Here is a 19868-nt window from a genome sequence, read left to right on the forward strand (position 1 = left end):
GGTAATTTAATGAATTTTAAGTTAACTAGAGAACAAGAATTAGTACAACAAATGGTTAGAGACTTTGCAGTAAATGAAGTTAAACCAATTGCAGCTGAAATTGATGAAACTGAAAGATTTCCAATGGAAAATGTAAAGAAAATGGGTGAACTTGGAATGATGGGAATTCCATTTTCTAAAGAAGTAGGAGGAGCTGGCGGAGATGTTCTTTCTTACATATTAGCTGTAGAAGAATTATCAAAAGTTTGTGCAACAACAGGTGTTATACTTTCAGCACATACTTCACTTTGTGCTTCAGTAATCAACGAACATGGTACTCCAGATCAAAAGGCTAAATATTTACCAGACTTATGTGCAGGTAAGAAAATTGGTGCTTTTGGTTTAACTGAACCAGGTGCTGGTACAGATGCAGCAGGACAACAAACAACTGCAAGATTAGAAGGTGACCATTATGTATTAAATGGTTCTAAGATATTCATAACAAATGGTGGAGTTGCTGAAACTTTCATAATATTTGCTATGACAGATAAATCAATGGGAACTAAAGGAATTTCAGCATTTATAGTTGAAAAATCATTCCCAGGATTCTCAATCGGTAAGTTAGAAAACAAGATGGGTATTAGAGCATCTTCTACAACAGAATTAATCATGGAAGATTGTATTGTTCCAAAAGAAAACTTAATCGGCAAAGAAGGTAAGGGATTTGCAATTGCAATGAAGACTCTTGATGGAGGAAGAATCGGTATTGCGGCTCAAGCTTTAGGTATTGCAGAAGGTGCTTTCGATGAAGCAGTTGCATATGTAAAAGAAAGAAAACAATTTAAGAGACCACTTTCAGCTCAACAAGGTTTACAATGGTATATTGCTGAAATGGACGTTAAAATTCAAGCTGCAAAACACTTAGTTTATAAAGCTGCTTGCAAGAAGCAAGCTGGTGAACCATACTCAATTGATGCTGCAAGAGCTAAATTATTTGCTGCTGAAGTTGCAATGGAAGTTACAACTAAGGCTGTACAATTATTTGGTGGATATGGATATACTAAGGAATATCCAGTAGAAAGAATGATGAGAGATGCTAAGATAACTGAAATCTATGAAGGAACTTCAGAAGTTCAAAAGATGGTTATCGCAGGAAGCATTTTAAGATAGGAGGACTTTTAAATGAATATAGTAGTTTGTGTAAAACAAGTTCCAGATACAACAGCTGTAAAAATAGATCCAAAGACTGGTACATTAATAAGAGATGGTGTTCCATCAATCATTAATCCAGAAGATAAGCATGCATTAGAAGGTGCATTAAAAATAAAGGAAGCTACAGGTGCTAAAGTAACAGTTGTAAGCATGGGTCTTCCAATGGCTAAAGCTGCACTTAGAGAAGCATTATGTATGGGAGCTGATGAAGCTATCCTATTAACAGATAGAGCACTTGGAGGAGCTGATACATTAGCAACTTCAAAGGCAATAGCTGGAGTTATTAAAACTTTAAATGCTGATTTAGTATTTGCTGGTAGACAAGCTATTGATGGAGATACTGCGCAAGTTGGACCAGAAATAGCAGAACATTTAGATATCCCACAAGTAACATATGTACAAGATGTAAAAGTTGAAGGAGATACTTTAATAATAAACAGAGCATTAGAAGATGGACATCAAGTTGTTGAAGTTAAGACTCCATGTCTATTAACTGCAATTGAAGAATTAAATAGCCCAAGATACATGCATGTTGCAAAGATTTTTGAAACTAACGATGATCAAATCAAAGTTATGGGAGCAGCAGATATAGATGTACCTGTTGAAGAATTAGGACTTAAGGGTTCACCAACAAAAGTTAAGAAGTCAATGACTAAAGAACTTAAAGGTGAAGGTGAATTAGTTAAACAAGAACCTAAAGACGCAGTAACATACGTTTTAGGAAAATTAAAAGAAAAACACTACATCTAGGATAATAGGAGGTTAAGTAATTATGAATATAGCAGATTACAATGGCGTTTGGGTTTTTGCTGAACAAAGAGAAGGCAAATTACAAAAAGTATCTTTAGAACTACTTGGAGAAGGTAGAAGACAAGCTGACAAACTAGGAGTTAAATTAACAGCTTTATTATTAGGAAGCAATATAGAAGGATTGTCTCAAACATTAGCAGAACACGGTGCTGACGAAGTTTTAGTTGCTGATGATAGATTATTAGAACATTATACAACAGATGCTTATACAAAAGTTATCTGTGACTTAGTAAATGAAAGAAAACCAGGAATATTATTTGTTGGTGCTACTTTTATCGGAAGAGATTTAGGTCCTAGAGTAGCAGCAAGATTAAACACAGGACTTACAGCTGACTGTACTTCAATTGATGTTGAAGTTGAAACTGGTAACTTATTAGCTACAAGACCAGCATTTGGTGGTAACTTAATGGCTACAATAGCTTGCCCAGAACATAGACCACAAATGGCTACAGTAAGACCAGGAGTTTTTGCTAAAGTTGAAAGTGATGGAGCTAACTGCAAAGTAGAAAAAGTTGACGTTAAATTAACTGATGCTGATGTTAGAACTAAAGTTATAGAAACAGTTAAGACTGTTAAGGATATAATAGATATCTCTGAAGCTAAAGTTATAGTTGCTGGTGGTAGAGGAGTTGGATCTAAAGAAAACTTCGAACAATTAGAAGAATTAGCTAAAGTTTTAGGTGGAACAGTTGCTGGTTCAAGAGCTGCAGTAGAAAAAGGATGGATAGACAATGCATACCAAGTTGGTCAAACTGGTAAGACTGTTAAACCTTCAATCTATATTGCATGTGGTATTTCAGGAGCTATACAACATGTTGCTGGTATGCAGGATTCTGACATGATTATTGCTATAAACAAAGATGAAACAGCTCCAATCATGAAAGTTGCTGACTATGCTATTGTTGGTGATATAAAGAAAGTATTGCCTGAATTAATTGCTCAAGCTAAAGAAATAGTAGAAGCTTAATTAATAATAGTATGACATAAATTATGCCTGATATAAGAGAACAATATCAGGCATAGTGATATATTAAATAAAATTTATAATATATTTTAGGAGGAATTTTCCATGAAAAAAGTATTTGTACTTGGTGCAGGAACTATGGGTGCTGGAATTGTTCAAGCATTTGCAGCTAAAGGATGCGAAGTAATAGTTAGAGATATTAAAGATGAATTTGTTGAAAGAGGATTAGCTGGAATCAACAAATCTTTATCAAAATTAGTTGCTAAAGAAAAAATAACAGAAGCTGATAAAGAAGCTATACTTTCAAGAATTTCAGGAACTACTGATATGAAATTAGCTGCTGACTGCGATTTAGTAGTTGAAGCTGCTGTTGAAAACATGAAAATTAAAAAAGAAATATTTGCAGAATTAGATGAAATCTGTAAACCAGAAACAATTTTAGCTTCAAATACTTCATCATTATCAATAACTGAAGTAGCATCTGCTACAAAGAGACCTGATAAAGTTATCGGAATGCACTTCTTTAACCCAGCTCCAGTTATGAAATTAGTAGAAGTTATCAGAGGAGCTGCTACTTCTCAAGAAACTTTTGATGCTGTTAAAGAAATGTCTGAAGAAATTGGTAAGACTCCAGTAGAAGTTGCTGAAGCACCAGGATTTGTTGTAAATAGAATATTAATCCCAATGATTAACGAAGCTACTTTCATATTACAAGAAGGTGTTGCTAAAGTTGAAGATATCGATGCAGCTATGAAACTTGGAGCTAACCACCCAATGGGACCTTTAGCTTTAGGTGATCTTATTGGATTAGATGTATGTTTAGCTATCATGGATGTTTTATATAATGAAACAGGAGATAACAAATACAGAGCTAGCAGTCTTTTAAGAAAATATGTTAGAGCTGGATGGTTAGGTAGAAAGAGCGGAAAAGGATTCTACGATTATTCAAAATAGTATATTAGTCAATGCCATATTTAATAATACTTCTCTTAAATTTGTCACAGAACTTAAATGTTTTGTGGCAAATTTTTTGAGTTTTTATTTAAAGCTTTGGTATTTTTATTTTTCATCCGTATATAATTATAGACATAACTAATACTAATTTGGCAAAAGATAAGGTTGAATCGGAAGAAAAAGATTATTTTAGAGTCTAAAAAAAGAAAAACTAAGGTTAACAAAAAGAAAAAATAGCCACAAATAATATTATTGCTACAGATGATATCGATATAGCTAATGAGATAATTGAATTTGCAGATCCGTTACCATTGCCGAAAGATTGTAGAAGTATAGATATCTATGATTTTACATAATATAGTTTATAAAAAATAAAAAATGGTATAAATATAGAATTTGTGCAATAATTTAAGAGAAAGACTTTTAAAAGATAAATATTATTAATTATGTGCAAAGGTGGGTAATTAAATGGATTATAGAAATATACAAGTGAATAAAGAAAATATAGTAATTGAAGGAGTTAAGAATTTTAAATTAAAGCAGACTTTTGAATGTGGGCAATGTTTTAGATTTCATAAAATAAGTGATACTAATTATATTACTGTTGCTTTTGAAAGAGTTATTGAACTTAAGGAAGAGGGAGATAACATAATAATTTATAATTCAAATGAAGATGATGTAAGGAATATATGGATAAAGTATTTTGATCTTGAAAGAAATTATTCTGAGATTAAAGAAGAACTTGCTAAAGATGATTTACTAAAGAATAGTGTTGAATTTGGACCAGGAATTAGAATTTTAAATCAAGATCCATTTGAAATTTTAATAAGCTTTATAGTATCAGCACGAAATAGTATTCCTTCAATAATGAAAACTATTAATAAGATATCTGCTAAATGGGGAAGAAAAATAGAATATAAGGGTGAAACTTATTATGCATTTCCAACAGTAGAACAAATTAAAGATGCATCATTAGAAGAAATACAAGAAACAGGAGCGTCATTTAGAAGTAAATATATAGTTGATACAATAGGGAATGTATATAAGAGTATAAAGGTCAATGAAAGTGGATCAGAAGAGGAAAAAGAAGAATATAAAAAGTATGATCTTGATTACATAAAAAGTTTAAGTGATGATGAATGCCATAAAGCATTACAAGAATTTAAAGGTGTAGGAGCTAAGGTAGCAGATTGCATAATGTTATTTTCTATGGAAAAATATTCTGCATTTCCAGTGGATGTATGGGTAAAACGTGCAATGATTTATTTCTATGGAGCAGAGGATGCATCGTTAAATAAGATTAGAATATTTGCAAGAAATAAATTTGGGAAGCTATCAGGATTTGCACAACAATATTTATTCTATTATGCTAGAGAAAATAAAATTAAAGTTGAGGAATAGATTTTCGTTATGATGTACTTAATGAAGGCCGTTAAGTACCATTGATTAATATATAATAAATAAACTATGAAAAATAGAAAAGGATGTTGCATAGTACAACATCCTTTTTATTTCAATTGAGTTTTAGCTACTTTTACGAACACGACGTGATTTTTTTATTTCTACAGGGGAATCCCCTGGAATATTTTCTATAAATTTTAGAAATTTAATTATTTTTTGGTCTCTTTTCAAGAGTTCTAATGAGTTAAAACGTGATGCTAATTCACGATTTGTAAATAATGAATGGATAGCAGTATGACAGCTAGTACATAGATGAATTGTGTTAAACTTTTTTCCACCTTTTTGTAAAGGGATTAAATGATGCTTAGTTATTATAGAAACATTTCTATTGCATAATTCGCATACATGTTTTTCTGTCATAAAATCCTCCTTTTATATTTTATTAGCTCCTTAGATAAGTTAATTATATCATATAAAAAATTAAATGTAAAAAATCATAAACTTGAAACTAATGAAATTTAATACACGAGAGTTAATTCTATGTGTTATAATAAATATGAAATGTAAATATTTAGGAAATATAGGGGTGACCATAATGTTTAAATTAGAAAATCGTCTTCTAGATCTTAAGCATAATGTACTTACTAAAATTGCTAATTTAGCTAAAGAAAATAAAATTACATTAGATGAATTAAAAAAAATCCCCTTTGAAATAATACCGGGAAATGTACCAGAATATAGAGATACGGTTGATCATGAAAGACATGTGGTTTTAGAAAGAGTAAAACTTGCTACAGGATATGCTCCTAATTTAAATGATGATGAACTAAATGATATTTCAGAAGAAAAACAGATTATGTATGTTATAAAAGCTGCTTGTGATAGATGTCCTACTAAAAAATTTGAAGTGACTGATGCATGTAGAAACTGTATAGCTCATAAATGTCAGAGTGTATGTAGGTTTGGTGCTATAACATATGTGAATGGACGAGCTTATATTAATCCAAATAAGTGTAAGGAATGTGGTTTGTGCAGTGAGGCATGCCCTTATGATGCTATAGTAGATGATATGAGACCATGTAAAAAATCATGTCCTACGGGGGCTATAAGTTTTAGTAAAATAGATTTATCTTCAGAAATAAATGAATCAAAATGTATTAATTGTGGATCATGTATGGCTAAATGCCCTTTTGGAGCTATAGAAGATAAGAGCCAGATAGTAAAAGTAGTGAATAGGCTTGTTGAAAAATCTGATATTTATGCAATAGTAGCACCAGCAATAACGGGGCAGTTTGGAGGAAGTATAAGTTTTGGACAGATTAAAAATTCTATAAAGAAACTGGGATTTAAAGATATGATTGAAGTTGCTTGTGGAGCAGATGCAGTTACAATTCATGAAGCAAACGAATTTGTTGATAGAATGAAACGTGGAGATAAATATATGACAAATTCATGCTGTCCTGGATTTGTTGAATATATAGAAAAGATGATACCAGATCAAAAGGAGAGAATATCGAGAACAGTATCTCCTATGGTTGCTACAGGGAGATATATAAGGAAGATTGATAGCAATGCTAAGGTAGTGTTTATAGGGCCATGTACAGCTAAAAAGAGTGAGGCTATGAAAAAGGGATTAAGTAATTCAGTAGATTATGTTCTTACATTTGAAGAGCTTCTAGCGCTTTTAGATGCATTTAATATTGATCCGTCAAAATGTGAAGATGATGTTGTAGATGATGCTTCTATTTTTGGAAGAGGTTTTGCATTAGGTGGAGGACTTACAGCTGCTATTGAGAATTATATAGAAGAAAAAAATATAAAGATAGAATTTAAACCAGTAAAAGTATCTGGCAAGGTAGGAATAAAAAAAACTATGGTTATAGCTAAAGCAGGAAGGCTTAATGGAAACTTCATAGAAGGAATGATTTGTGATGGTGGATGTATAAATGGAGCAGGAAATGTAACATCGCCTAATAAAGCTAAAGTTTCATTTAATAAAATAAATTCCACTGGAACAAAGAAAACAGTATTATCAGATAAAACTTTAGACGAATATAATGATATTAATATGGAAAGATAACATATTATGATATGCTGATATTAATCCATAAAATTAGAATTTGATTATCATTAAAAAGTGCTTTATATAAATAAAAAGTATTAGTTTTTATTTATAATTGCACTTTTTTATTTATTATTAGGTATAAATGTTAATAATGAAACAGATAATTTATTAATAACTTTTATAAAAAATAGTAAAAAAATGCATTGATAAATTAATAATGTTTTGATAAAGCTTAAGTGTTTGTATGAAATTTTTAGATAATTCAAGAAAAAATGAGCAATTTAAATATAATTTTATATAAACACTAATATTTGCTTTTAAATAGGTTATAATATTAGATGTAATGCTTGAATTATATGGATATAAAGGATATTATAATTATATTAGCACTCGATGGTAGTGAGTGCTAACAAGAATAAGAAATAATTATAAATTAATATATATTTTTAAGGAGGGTTTTTTCATGAATATTAAACCACTTGGTGAAAGAGTAGTAATTAAAAAATTAGAGGCAGAAGAGAAGACTAAAAGCGGAATAGTCTTAACAGGCAGTGCTAAGGAAAGACCACAAGAAGCAGAAGTTGTAGCAGTAGGACCAGGAGCTATGGTAGATGGTGCTAGAGTTGCTATGGAAGTTAAAGTAGGAGATAAAGTATTATATTCAAAGTATGCTGGAACTGAAGTAAAAGTAGACGGAGAAGAATATACAATATTAAAACAAGAAGATATATTAGCAATAGTTGAATAATTTCAACTTAAAGATTAATTTTAGAATTTTAAGATTTGATTATATAAAAAATTGATATGAGGAGTGTGTTTTAAATGGCTAAGATGTTAAAGTTTGGAGAAGACGCAAGAAAATCAATGCAAATTGGTGTGAATAAATTAGCAGATACAGTTAAGGTTACTTTAGGACCTAAAGGAAGAAACGTTGTATTAGATAAGAAATTTGGAGCTCCATTAATAACTAATGATGGTGTTTCAATTGCTAGAGAAATTGAATTAGAAGATCCATATGAAAATATGGGAGCTCAATTAGTAAAAGAAGTTGCTACTAAAACTAATGATGTTGCTGGAGATGGTACAACAACTGCTACATTATTAGCACAAGCAATTATAAGAGAAGGATTAAAGAATGTTACTGCAGGTGCAAATCCAATCCTTTTAAGAAATGGTATTAAGATAGCTGTTGATAAAGCAGTTGAAGAAATTAAGAAGATTTCTAAACCAGTTGAAGGTAAAGAAGATATAGCAAGAGTTGCTTCAATTTCTGCAGCTGATGAAGAAGTTGGTAAGTTAATTGCAGATGCTATGGAAAAGGTAGGTAACGAAGGAGTTATTACAATTGAAGAATCAAAATCAATGGGTACTGAATTAGATGTAGTTGAAGGTATGCAATTTGATAGAGGATATGTATCACCTTATATGGCTACAGATACTGAAAAAATGGAAGCTATTTTAGATAATCCATATATCTTAATTACAGATAAGAAAATTTCTAACATTCAAGAAATATTACCATTACTTGAACAAATTGTTCAATCAGGCAAGAAATTATTAATCATTGCTGACGATATTGAAGGAGAAGCAATGGCTACTTTAGTAGTTAATAAAATCAGAGGAACATTTACTTGTGTAGCTGTTAAAGCACCAGGCTTTGGTGATAGAAGAAAAGAAATGTTACAAGATATTGCAATTCTTACTGGAGGTACAGTAGTATCTGAAGAATTAGGAAGAGAATTAAAAGAAGTAACTGTTGATATGCTTGGTACTGCAGATAGCGTAAAGGTAAGTAAAGAAAATACAGTTATAGTAAATGGTAAAGGTGATTCTACAGCTATTAAAGAAAGAGTTAACCAAATAAGAGCTCAAATTGAAGAAACTACTTCAGAATTTGATAAAGAAAAATTACAAGAAAGACTTGCAAAACTTGCTGGTGGTGTAGCAGTTATAAAAGTAGGTGCTGCTACTGAAACTGAATTAAAAGAAAAGAAATTAAGAATAGAAGATGCTTTAAACGCTACAAAAGCTGCTGTTGAAGAAGGTATAGTAGCAGGTGGTGGTACTGCATATGTTAATGTTATAAATGAAGTTGCTAAATTAACTTCAGATGTTCAAGACAGTCAAGTTGGTATCAACATAATTGCTAAAGCTCTTGAAGAACCAGTAAGACAAATTGCTGTAAATGCAGGGGTTGAAGGTTCTGTAATCATAGAAAAAGTTAGAAATAGCGAACCAGGTGTTGGATATGATGCATTACATGATGAGTACAAGAATATGATTAAAGCTGGTATAGTTGACCCAACTAAGGTTACAAGATCAGCACTTCAAAATGCAGCATCAGTTGCATCAACATTCTTAACTACTGAAGCAGCAGTAGCTGATATTCCAGCAAAAGAACCAGCAGCACCAGGTGCTCCAGGAATGGGAATGGACGGAATGTACTAAAATAAAGAAGAGTATACTTTTATAGATAAAGTATAATTATAAGACTATGTTAATCAGGTAAAACTGAGAGACATAGTCTTTTTTATTAAAATTTTTAAGTGGATATATATAAATAACAAAAAATGCTTATTTAATTATATGGAAATAAATGTATATGAATTTCGTTTTTGGGCTAGAATCTTAAAGAATTCATTTCTATTAATAATGAAAGGAAGTGTTTAAGTGATACAAAGTATCATGAGAAATAATAAAGCTCAAAAACAATATATACGTAAGGGTAATCTAATTTATTTAAAGAGATCAAGAGATAAAAAGAAAAAGGGATTTACGTTGATTGAATTGATTGCTGTAATAGCTATTATTGGTATGATGGCTTCAATTTTATTACCTAAGTTTACTAATTATATGAGTGAAGCAAAAAAACTTAAGGTTGTGGAGCAAAGCAGGAAGGTAGTAATGGCAGTTGAATCTTATAATATGAAGGCGAATAGCCCAATTAAAGAAACAGAGAAAGTTAGTGATGCAAAAGGCAATTCCAAAGTAACAAAATATTTTGAAGATGTAGATAAGGAGACAGATAAATTATCTGATAATATGTCTATACAAGATTGCTATAGAATAGTTAGTGGTGAGGAGTTTTCTATTAATCCTGAAACGGGAGTTTTCACTAATTTAGAAGGTGGTGCTTCTGGAGATATACCACAATCTAAGCAACCATAAAATAATAAAATTTAATTAAGTATAAAGACATAATGATTCATGATAATGAATAAGAATGTTAGAAGAATATATGACAAAATAAAAAAATATTGTAAAAAAAATCAAAAAAATTACCTGTTACAATAAATTAATTAAAATATAAAATTAAATGCAATTTTAATGTCATTTTTATTGACTTTGGTTTTAACATACATTATAATGAATTTAATTCAAAACGGAAGCACATAAATGCTCATATATACCTTGGATATGGCAAGGAGTATCTACCGGAAACCAATAATTTCCGACTATGAGTGGTATTAATTACAAAATAAAGTTTCTTTACTTTATTTGCACATTAACATCACTTGAGGGTTAGTGTGCTTTTTTTATACAAAAAAATAAATTGGAAATGAATTAAAATAATTCAAAAAACATTAGAAAAGAAATAAATAATTCAAAAACAGGGGGAATTGAAATGGCAAAAATTATTAAGACAGCATACACTTATGATGATGTACTATTAGTACCTAATAAGTCAGAAGTATTACCCAAAGAAGTAAGTACAAAAACACAATTAACTAAAAAAATTAAGTTAAACATACCATTAATGAGTGCAGGAATGGATACAGTTACTGAGTCTAAGATGGCTATAGCAATGGCTAGAGAAGGCGGAATTGGAATTATACATAAGAATATGTCAATTGAAGCACAAGCTAAAGAAGTTGATAAGGTAAAGAGACAAGAAAATGGAGTAATTACAGATCCAATATTTTTATCTCAAGACCATTTAATTCAAGATGCAGAAAATCTAATGTCTCAATACAGAATTTCAGGGGTTCCAGTTACTAAAGACGGAAAATTAGTAGGAATTATTACAAACAGAGATATAATATTTGAAACAGATTATCAAAAGAAAATCTCAGAAGTAATGACAAAGGAAAATTTAATAACTGCAAAAGAAGGTACAACAGTTGAAGAAGCTAAGGAGATATTAAAGAAACATAAAATTGAAAAATTACCTTTAGTAGATGAAGAAGGGTACTTAAAGGGATTAATTACAATGAAGGATATTGAAAAGGTAAGAAGATTCCCTAATGCAGCTAAGGATGAAAAAGGCAGATTATTATGTGGAGCTGGTGTTGGTGTTACTGGTAATATGATGGAAAGAATTGAAGCTTTAGTAAAGGCTCAAGTTGATGTTATTGTACTTGATACTGCACATGGCCATTCACAAGGTGTTTTAGATGCTGTAAGAAAAATAAAAGAAGTATACCCAGAACTTCAAGTTATAGCTGGTAATGTTGCAACTGCAGAGGCTGTAGAAGATTTAATAAAAGCTGGAGCAGACTGTGTTAAGGTTGGTATTGGACCTGGATCAATTTGTACTACAAGAGTAGTTGCTGGTATTGGTGTACCTCAATTAACAGCTGTTATGGATTGTGCTGAAATAGGAAGAAAATATGGTATTCCTGTAATTGCAGATGGAGGATTAAAATATTCAGGAGATATAGTTAAAGCATTAGCTGCAGGTGCATCAACAGTAATGCTTGGTTCTTTACTTGCTGGATGTGATGAAGCACCAGGTGCAATTGAAATATATCAAGGAAGAAACTATAAAGTATATAGAGGAATGGGATCTTTAGCGGCCATGGAATCTGGTTCTAAGGATAGATATTTCCAAGAAGGAAATAAAAAGCTTGTTCCAGAAGGTGTTGAAGGAAGAGTTGCATACAAAGGATTTGTTGCAGATACTATATTCCAATTAATCGGAGGATTAAAATCTGGTATGGGATACTGTGGAGCAAGAAATTTTGATGAATTATATGAAAAAGGAAGGTTTGTAGTTCAAACAGCAGCAGGGTATAAAGAAAGTCATCCACATGACATAAATATAACTAAAGAAGCACCAAACTATAGTATGGGGCAATAAAGAACATTTTGGGAGGAAACTATGAAAAAAGAATTAGTATTAGTAATTGACTTTGGGGGTCAATATAATCAGTTAATTGCAAGAAGAGTAAGGGAATGTAATGTATATTGTGAAGTACATCCTTATACAATAAGCATTGAAAAAATAAAAGAAATGAATCCAAAAGGAATAATTTTCACAGGTGGACCTAATAGTGTATATGGTGAAGATTCTCCACTTTGTGATAAAGAATTGTTTGAACTTGGAATTCCGGTTTTAGGAATATGCTATGGTTCTCAGCTTATGAGTCACATGCTAGGTGGAAAAGTTGCTACTGCTCCTGTAAGTGAATATGGAAAAACTGAAGTAGATATAGATGTTAATTCTAAACTGTTCGAAGGTGTTTCACCTTCAACAATATGTTGGATGAGTCATACAGACTATATTGAAAAGACACCAGAAGGATTTAAAATTATAGGAAAGACACCAGTATGTCCTGTAGCGGCAATGGAATGTGAAGATAAGAATTTATATGCAGTTCAATTCCATCCAGAAGTTATGCATACACAAGAAGGAACAAAGATGCTTTCAAACTTTGTATATAATGTATGTAAATGTGCTGGAGATTGGAAAATGGATTCATTTGTTGAAAAAACAATTGAAGAAATTAGAGAAAAAGTTGGAAATGGTAAAGTATTATGTGCATTATCAGGTGGAGTTGATTCATCTGTAGCTGCAGTTTTACTTTCAAAAGCAGTAGGAAAGCAATTAACATGTGTATTTGTAGATCATGGTTTACTTCGTAAGAATGAAGGAGATGAAGTTGAAGAAGTATTTGGACCAAATGGCCATTATGACTTAAACTTTATCAGAGTGAATGCGCAAGAAAGATTTTATGAAAAATTAGCAGGAGTAGAAGATCCTGAAACTAAGAGAAAAATAATTGGTGAAGAATTTATAAGAGTATTTGAAGAAGAAGCTAAGAAAATAGGTGCTGTTGATTACTTAGTACAAGGAACAATTTATCCAGATGTAATAGAAAGTGGTCTTGGAAAGTCAGCAGTAATTAAATCTCACCATAATGTTGGAGGACTTCCTGATTACGTTGATTTTAAGGAAATAATCGAACCATTAAGATTGTTATTTAAAGATGAAGTTAGAAAAGCAGGTCTTGAACTTGGAATACCTGAAAAATTAGTTTACAGACAACCATTCCCAGGACCAGGACTTGGAATAAGAATAATTGGTGATGTAACAGCTGAAAAAGTAAGAATAGTTCAAGATGCGGATGCTATTTATCGTGAAGAAATAGCAAATGCAGGTTTAGATAAAGAAATTGGTCAATACTTTGCAGCATTAACTAATATGAGATCAGTTGGTGTTATGGGTGATGGAAGAACTTATGACTATGCAATTGCTTTAAGAGCAGTAACTACAAGTGATTTCATGACAGCTGAATCTGCTGATTTACCATGGGAAGTGCTTGGAAAAGTAACTACTAGAATAGTAAATGAAGTTAAAGGTGTAAATAGAGTATTCTATGACTGCACTGGAAAACCACCAGCTACTATAGAATTCGAATAAGAAAAATAACTTAAGTAAATAATGACGTATTCATGCGGTTTCAGACGACACAAATACAAGGCTTTGTCAAGCTAATGAAAATTAGCTTGGCAAGGCCTTTTTCTATGCCCAAAAGTAAGTCAAAATTTAAAAATATTTATACAGTTTGCTAATTCCAGTTATTTACTAATCTGATGCAGAAAGATTTTGTATTGGATTTTATTGTTTTGTGTGGAGAAGATTTTATATTTAAAACACAAATAACTTTTATTTCTATTAAATTTGCGATAAAATCAGTAATAGGCATAGAGAAGACTGCTTGTAAAAAAGATTTATATTTCACTACTTTTGTAAACGATTTCTTAAGTAAGAAAATTATTTCTTTAATCAAAGAAAATGATTAAAAATAAGAATTGTAGTTATTGCATGTAGTTTTATTCTCTTTATTATTGCCCTAATAGTATATATAATCATTAATTTATTTATAATGTACAACATAGGAGGAGTTATGAACGACGAAGTAAAAAGTCCATGGCCAGGACCAAAAGGCCTAATTCCAGTAACAAGTGGAAAGGCAGATGATGCGAATTTATATAATCGTATGTATTTAGATTCTATTCATGTAGAAATGAGAATAATTGATTCGGTTCAAAGCAAAGTATAATAGAAGAACTTAAAAAATATCAGAATTCAGATGGTGGATTTGGGCATGGTTTGGAAGCTGATAACTGGAATATTAACTCTAATCCAATTGCTACAAATGATGCAATTATTACTTTGTATAGAATAAATGCGTTAGATAAAAGTAATAAAATAGTACAAGAAATAGTTAAATATTTAGAGTCACATGATTCATTTGATGAGCAGCAAAAACGATGGCTCTTTGCAATAGAAAGTAATAAAGATTATCCTCATGCAGTTTGGTGGGAAAAGAAAGATAGTGATGGAATAAACGGATATAATCCTACAGTATCTCTAGCTACTTTTTTAATTTGTTTCGGTGAAAATAAGTCTTATTATGAAGATATTGTGCGTAATGCATTTTTATTTCTTGAGGAGAATGAAGATATTAGTGGAGATTCGCTAAAATGTTTTTTGCTAAGTTATGAACTTCTTAGTAAGAATGAAATAAAAAATATTATTAGGAATTGATTGACTTAGAGAAGAAGGTTCTTGAAAAAATTCAAAATGATGATGGTGGTTTTGATATTTCGTGGGAATGGTACAATGATTACAAAGAATTTAAAAAGGCAAGAGATTGGTGGCGTCCTAGAATTACTATTGATAAACTTTTATTTTATAAAGGCTAAATTCACTATATAATAAACTAGATAAGTGATTATATTAAACTTGAATTTATTTGAAGAAAAAATAGTTAATAATGCACAAAACAAATTCTTTCTGGTCTTGGCCAAATGTATGTTACAGATGATGAAATGAGAAATAATATTAATAATGTAGGAGGAAAAGGAACTGCTGAATTTGTATCAAGTGCAATAGTTATTTATATTGAAAATTTATATAAAAATACACATTAAGAGGTAAAAAATATGAAAACAAGAGTACCAGATTATTTTAAAAAATTTAAATGTATAGCATCAGAATGTGAAGATACATGTTGTGCAGGATGGGAAATAGTAATTGATGAGGATACATATGATATTTACAAAAAAGTAGAAGGAGAATTTGGAGAAAGATTAAAAAATGAAATATATTTAGATGAAGAAGATGAGCCTATTTTTAGACTTAAGGGAAATAACTGTGCATTTTTAAATAAGAATAAGATGTGTGACATTTATAGTGAGCTTGGAGAAGATGCTTTATGCTATACATGCCAGCAATATCCAAGATATACTGAAGAGTTTGGAAGTATAAGAGAAGTAGGACTTTCATTATCATGTCCTGAAGCAGCAAGAATAATACTTGGAACATCTGAGATAACACAATTTGAAACTAGTGAAGATGATGGAATGGTTCCTGCATATAATGATATTAGTTTTGATATTTTTATGCAGCTTACTAAATCAAGGAAAGTAATAATGCAAATAATACAAAATCGTTCTATAGAACTTAAGAATAGAATTGCTATTATTTTAAGTTTTTCACAGGAGATTCAGAAAAAAATTGATGATAATAAGATTGATGAAATAGCAGGTGTATGTGAAAAATATTGTGATAAAGAATTTATTGATAAATATATTGAGGAATTAGATAAATATAAAAATAATTATGAACGTAAATATATTAATATGAAGAAATATTTTATGGTTTACAAGAATTTAGATCATATAAATGAAAGATGGCCTCATATTTTAAATGATGTATCAAAGTATTTGTTTGGGAAAGAAACAAATTGTGAAGATTATGTGGATAAACATAGAAATTTTGATTCTTATTATGTGGATAATTTTTATGAATATGAACATTTGATTGTTTACTTTATATTTAGATATTTTATGAAAGCAGTATTTGATTATGATGTATCTGCAAAAGTGAAAATGGCAGTAGTAAGCTATCTTATGATAAAAGAATTAGGAGTACATAGATGGGGTATAAATAATGGAGTATTTACTAAAGAGGATCAGGCTGAAGTAATGCGTATGTATTCTAAAGATATAGAACATTCAGATGATAATATGGAATCTCTATATGAAACATTTGAAAGTGCTGATGCTTTCAAAGAAGAAGAACTTCTAATAAATCTTATGAATTAATTGATATGATATTTTTCATGCTGTATAAAAAAGAGAAAGTATATTTAAGAATATTTTTATAGATTAAAGCCGTATAAATAATTATTTTTATTTATGCGGTTTCTTTCTATTTAAATTACCAATTTATTAAAGGAATAGCTAAATGAAATTATATAATAAATCAATAACAAATGTTAATTTACTGCATAGTATAGTATCAGGTAATTATTAAGTTTGTAAGCATATAGCATATGCTTTTGCCGTAGAGCATCTAATTGTTCTAAAAATAAACTATGGTTAATTACGGAGGGGAATAGAGCATGAAAAACGATAAAAGAAATATGAGCCGTGAAAATAAAATAAATAATGATAAGAGACGTTATGATGATGAAATGTATTATGAAGAAGATATGAGCAAAAAAAATCATTCTTATGATTACGAAAGTGATTATGATTCTTATGATGACCATAACGACTCTAGACATGAATTTTCTGAAATCAGTAGTAGAATGAGTCATGACCCAGATGATTATTATGAGTATGAAGAATCAGAAGACTATGATGAATGTGATTGTGAAAGTTATGATGAAGATGATATTTCTGATATAGAAGATATTGATGATATTAGTCATTACTACTCTTCATCATATGATGATAAATATTATAGTAATAAATATAATAAAAATGATTTTAATAAAAATAAATGTGATGAATGCTTCCTTGGTGGAATGGAAGAAGGTTATTCAGAGGGCTTTGATGATGGAAAGAAAGAAAAGTGCAATCACAGATATGAAAAAGGATATAAGGAAGGATATAGAGAAGGATATAAATGTGGCTTTGAGGATGGAGATAAAGCAGGATATGAAAGAGCAAAACAAGAAGTTATCGATTATATAAATAAGAGAAATAGAAGATGTGGATGTAGATGCAGATATATGTAATCTCAGATTTATATATTCTTACAAAAGATTTGAAACATTATATAAATTTTATGTGAAATGACTTATAACTTAGATAAGCAAAGAAGCATAAAAGCTAGATAAATAGAGAGGTTCATATTAATAAATTAATTTGATAATATTCTATTTAAAGAAAAAGAGAACTAATAATTTAGTTCTCTTTTTTGGTATAATATTAATGATAATATTTACATTAATTTTAATAAGTTTTATATTATAAATAAGTAAAGTAAATTTTTATAAATAATAAAAATGTAAAGCATAGTCAATAATAAGATTATTTATGCTATAATAAAACAATGAGGAATATTTTTTATTGTATATGGAGGGAATTATAAAATGAACAAAGCTATATCATTAGACTTATCAAAAGTTGCACCTTATTTAGCTACAAGCGAAATAGACTATATGGAAGATATGGTTAAATGTGCCCATGATACATTACATAATGGAACTGGTGCAGGAAATGACTTTTTAGGATGGATTGATCTTCCTGTTAATTATGACAAAGAAGAATTTGCTAGAATTAAGAAAGCTGCTGAAAAAATTCAATCTGATTCAGAAGTATTAGTAGTTATAGGAATAGGTGGATCATACCTAGGAGCTAGAGCTGCTATAGAAATGTTAACAAACAATTTCCATAATTCTTTAGACAATGATAAGAGAAAAGCACCTAAAATTTTTTATGTAGGAAATAACATAAGTTCAACATACATGGCTGAATTATTACAAGCTATTGAAGGAAAAGATGTAAGTTTAAATATTATATCTAAATCAGGTACTACTACTGAACCTGCTATTGCATTTAGAATTCTAAAATCATACTTAGAAAAGAAATATGGTGTTGATGAAGCTAGAAAGAGAATATATGCTACAACTGATAAAGCTAAGGGAGCATTAAAGACTTTAGCTGATGCAGAAGGATATGAAACTTTTGTAGTTCCTGATGATGTTGGAGGAAGATTCTCAGTATTAACTGCAGTTGGTTTATTACCAATAGCTGCTGCTGGAATTAACATAGATGAAATGATGCAAGGAGCTGCGGATGCAAGAGAAGCGTACTCAAATCCATCATTAAAAGAAAATGATGCTTACAAATATGCTGCAGTAAGAAATGCTTTATACAATAAAGGAAAAGTAATAGAAGTATTAGTTAACTATGAACCATCATTACATTACTTTAACGAATGGTGGAAGCAATTATATGGTGAATCAGAAGGAAAAGACAATAAAGGATTATTCCCAGCTGCTGTTGACTTCACAACTGATCTTCACTCAATGGGACAATATATCCAAGAAGGAAGAAGAATTTTATTCGAAACAGTTGTTAACATCGAAAAACCAAAATATGAAATAGAAATCGAAGAAGATGCTGAAAACTTAGATGGATTAAACTTCTTAACTGGAAAAACTATGGACTTAGTTAATAAGCAAGCATTCCACGGAACTGTTTTAGCTCATAACGATGGTGGAGTTCCTAACATGGTATTAAATGTACCAGAAATTTCTCCTTACTACTTTGGATACATGGTATACTTCTTTGAAAAGGCATGTGGAATCAGTGGATATCTTTTAGGAGTAAATCCATTTAACCAACCAGGTGTTGAAGCATACAAGAAGAACATGTTTGCTCTTTTAGGAAAGCCAGGATATGAAGATATGAAGGCTGAATTAGAAAAGAGACTTTAATTCATATGAAAATTATAATTGATGGAGATGCCTGTCCGGGTATCTCCATTATTGAAAATATAGCAAAAAAATATTCAATAGAAGTAATAGTATATTGTGATTATAATCATTTTATACAAAGTGATTATAGTATTGTAAAAACAGTAGATAGTGGATTTCAAAGTGTAGATATGTATGTAATAAATCAAGCAAAAGCAGGAGATATAATTGTATCACAGGATTATGGAGTTGCAGCTATATGTTTATCGAAAAAGTGTAGTGTAATAAATCCAAAAGGATATATTTATAATGAAAGCAATATAGAAAGAATGCTAGAAGAAAGACATTTATCGCAGAAAATTAGAAGAAGTGGAGGAAGAACATCAAATCCTAAGAAAAGGACTAAGGAAGATGATCTTAGACTTCAGTGTAATTTACAAAAATTAATAGAATATAATTTCAATTTAGAAGCATAAGGTAATAATTGCTTCTTTTTTATTGGGCTTTTATATAGATAACAGGATAAAAATAGGTTTTGGAA

At 30.2% G+C, this 19868-nt stretch carries 21 protein-coding genes and 1 riboswitch; of the genes, 20 read left to right on the plus strand and 1 reads right to left on the minus strand.

What is annotated here, in order from left to right:
- Nucleotides 1-9: 9 nt before the first annotated feature.
- From HF850_RS08480 to HF850_RS08500, 5 genes are all read left to right on the plus strand, one after another.
- A complete protein-coding gene (locus HF850_RS08480) occupies nucleotides 10-1149 on the plus strand; it encodes an acyl-CoA dehydrogenase (protein ID WP_169105018.1) in 1140 nt (379 codons plus the stop codon).
- Between the two features lie 12 nt (nucleotides 1150-1161).
- Nucleotides 1162-1941: an electron transfer flavoprotein subunit beta/FixA family protein gene (locus HF850_RS08485; protein ID WP_169105019.1), complete on the plus strand. Its 780-nt coding sequence runs from the start codon at nucleotides 1162-1164 to the stop codon at nucleotides 1939-1941.
- 22 nt (nucleotides 1942-1963) lie between these two features.
- On the plus strand, nucleotides 1964-2968 hold the full coding sequence (locus tag HF850_RS08490) for an electron transfer flavoprotein subunit alpha/FixB family protein (RefSeq protein WP_169105020.1): 1005 nt from the start codon (nucleotides 1964-1966) through the stop codon (nucleotides 2966-2968).
- 102 nt (nucleotides 2969-3070) lie between these two features.
- The gene (locus HF850_RS08495; protein ID WP_169105021.1) at nucleotides 3071-3919 is read left to right on the plus strand and encodes a 3-hydroxybutyryl-CoA dehydrogenase; all 849 of its coding nucleotides are present in this window, start codon (nucleotides 3071-3073) and stop codon (nucleotides 3917-3919) included.
- Between the two features lie 468 nt (nucleotides 3920-4387).
- Nucleotides 4388-5320 carry a DNA-3-methyladenine glycosylase 2 family protein gene (locus HF850_RS08500; RefSeq protein ID WP_169105022.1) on the plus strand — a complete coding sequence of 311 codons (933 nt, stop codon included), beginning with the start codon at nucleotides 4388-4390 and terminating at the stop codon, nucleotides 5318-5320.
- A 123-nt stretch (nucleotides 5321-5443) separates the two neighbouring features.
- On the opposite strand, the gene HF850_RS08505 is transcribed toward HF850_RS08500, so the two are convergent.
- Nucleotides 5444-5740 (minus strand): HNH endonuclease, encoded by a 297-nt coding sequence (locus tag HF850_RS08505; RefSeq protein WP_169105023.1) that lies wholly within the window; start codon nucleotides 5738-5740, stop codon nucleotides 5444-5446.
- A 175-nt stretch (nucleotides 5741-5915) separates the two neighbouring features.
- Between HF850_RS08505 and HF850_RS08510 the strand changes: the two genes are divergently transcribed.
- The 15 genes from HF850_RS08510 (at nucleotide 5916) to HF850_RS08580 (ending at nucleotide 19803) form a co-directional block, all read left to right on the plus strand.
- Nucleotides 5916-7400, plus strand: coding sequence for a 4Fe-4S dicluster domain-containing protein (locus HF850_RS08510; protein ID WP_169105024.1), 1485 nt, complete (start codon nucleotides 5916-5918; stop codon nucleotides 7398-7400).
- A gap of 448 nt (nucleotides 7401-7848) precedes the next feature.
- Nucleotides 7849-8133 (plus strand): co-chaperone GroES, encoded by a 285-nt coding sequence (gene groES, locus HF850_RS08515; RefSeq protein WP_169105025.1) that lies wholly within the window; start codon nucleotides 7849-7851, stop codon nucleotides 8131-8133.
- A gap of 74 nt (nucleotides 8134-8207) precedes the next feature.
- On the plus strand, nucleotides 8208-9833 hold the full coding sequence (groL, locus tag HF850_RS08520) for a chaperonin GroEL (RefSeq protein ID WP_169105026.1): 1626 nt from the start codon (nucleotides 8208-8210) through the stop codon (nucleotides 9831-9833).
- Nucleotides 9834-10070: 237 nt separating this feature from the next.
- On the plus strand, nucleotides 10071-10553 hold the full coding sequence (locus HF850_RS08525; RefSeq protein ID WP_169105027.1) for a type II secretion system protein: 483 nt from the start codon (nucleotides 10071-10073) through the stop codon (nucleotides 10551-10553).
- Between the two features lie 212 nt (nucleotides 10554-10765).
- Nucleotides 10766-10863: riboswitch (purine riboswitch) on the plus strand.
- Between the two features lie 147 nt (nucleotides 10864-11010).
- Entirely contained in the window at nucleotides 11011-12465 is a 1455-nt protein-coding gene (gene guaB, locus HF850_RS08530; protein WP_169105028.1) for an IMP dehydrogenase, read from the plus strand.
- Nucleotides 12466-12486: 21 nt separating this feature from the next.
- Complete coding sequence (guaA, locus tag HF850_RS08535; RefSeq protein WP_169105029.1) at nucleotides 12487-14028, plus strand: glutamine-hydrolyzing GMP synthase; 1542 nt, start codon at nucleotides 12487-12489, stop codon at nucleotides 14026-14028.
- 173 nt (nucleotides 14029-14201) lie between these two features.
- The gene (locus tag HF850_RS08540) at nucleotides 14202-14411 is read left to right on the plus strand and encodes a hypothetical protein (protein WP_169105030.1); all 210 of its coding nucleotides are present in this window, start codon (nucleotides 14202-14204) and stop codon (nucleotides 14409-14411) included.
- A 104-nt stretch (nucleotides 14412-14515) separates the two neighbouring features.
- Entirely contained in the window at nucleotides 14516-14671 is a 156-nt protein-coding gene (locus HF850_RS08545; RefSeq protein WP_243159445.1) for a hypothetical protein, read from the plus strand.
- 50 nt (nucleotides 14672-14721) lie between these two features.
- On the plus strand, nucleotides 14722-15159 hold the full coding sequence (locus HF850_RS08550) for a hypothetical protein (RefSeq protein WP_169105031.1): 438 nt from the start codon (nucleotides 14722-14724) through the stop codon (nucleotides 15157-15159).
- A complete protein-coding gene (locus tag HF850_RS08555) occupies nucleotides 15156-15317 on the plus strand; it encodes a hypothetical protein (RefSeq protein ID WP_169105032.1) in 162 nt (53 codons plus the stop codon). The genes HF850_RS08550 and HF850_RS08555 overlap by 4 nt, the downstream gene beginning before the upstream one ends.
- Nucleotides 15318-15401: 84 nt before the next feature.
- On the plus strand, nucleotides 15402-15545 hold the full coding sequence (locus tag HF850_RS08560; RefSeq protein WP_347564418.1) for a TipAS antibiotic-recognition domain-containing protein: 144 nt from the start codon (nucleotides 15402-15404) through the stop codon (nucleotides 15543-15545).
- A 12-nt stretch (nucleotides 15546-15557) separates the two neighbouring features.
- Nucleotides 15558-16721: a flagellin lysine-N-methylase gene (gene fliB, locus HF850_RS08565; protein WP_169105034.1), complete on the plus strand. Its 1164-nt coding sequence runs from the start codon at nucleotides 15558-15560 to the stop codon at nucleotides 16719-16721.
- 299 nt (nucleotides 16722-17020) lie between these two features.
- Entirely contained in the window at nucleotides 17021-17641 is a 621-nt protein-coding gene (locus HF850_RS08570) for a hypothetical protein (protein ID WP_169105035.1), read from the plus strand.
- A 357-nt stretch (nucleotides 17642-17998) separates the two neighbouring features.
- The gene (locus HF850_RS08575) at nucleotides 17999-19348 is read left to right on the plus strand and encodes a glucose-6-phosphate isomerase (protein WP_169105036.1); all 1350 of its coding nucleotides are present in this window, start codon (nucleotides 17999-18001) and stop codon (nucleotides 19346-19348) included.
- 5 nt (nucleotides 19349-19353) lie between these two features.
- Nucleotides 19354-19803, plus strand: coding sequence for a YaiI/YqxD family protein (locus tag HF850_RS08580; protein WP_169105037.1), 450 nt, complete (start codon nucleotides 19354-19356; stop codon nucleotides 19801-19803).
- Nucleotides 19804-19868: the final 65 nt, after the last annotated feature.

It is taken from the genome of Clostridium sp. SM-530-WT-3G (assembly GCF_012843905.1).
GTDB lineage: Bacteria > Bacillota > Clostridia > Clostridiales > Clostridiaceae > Clostridium.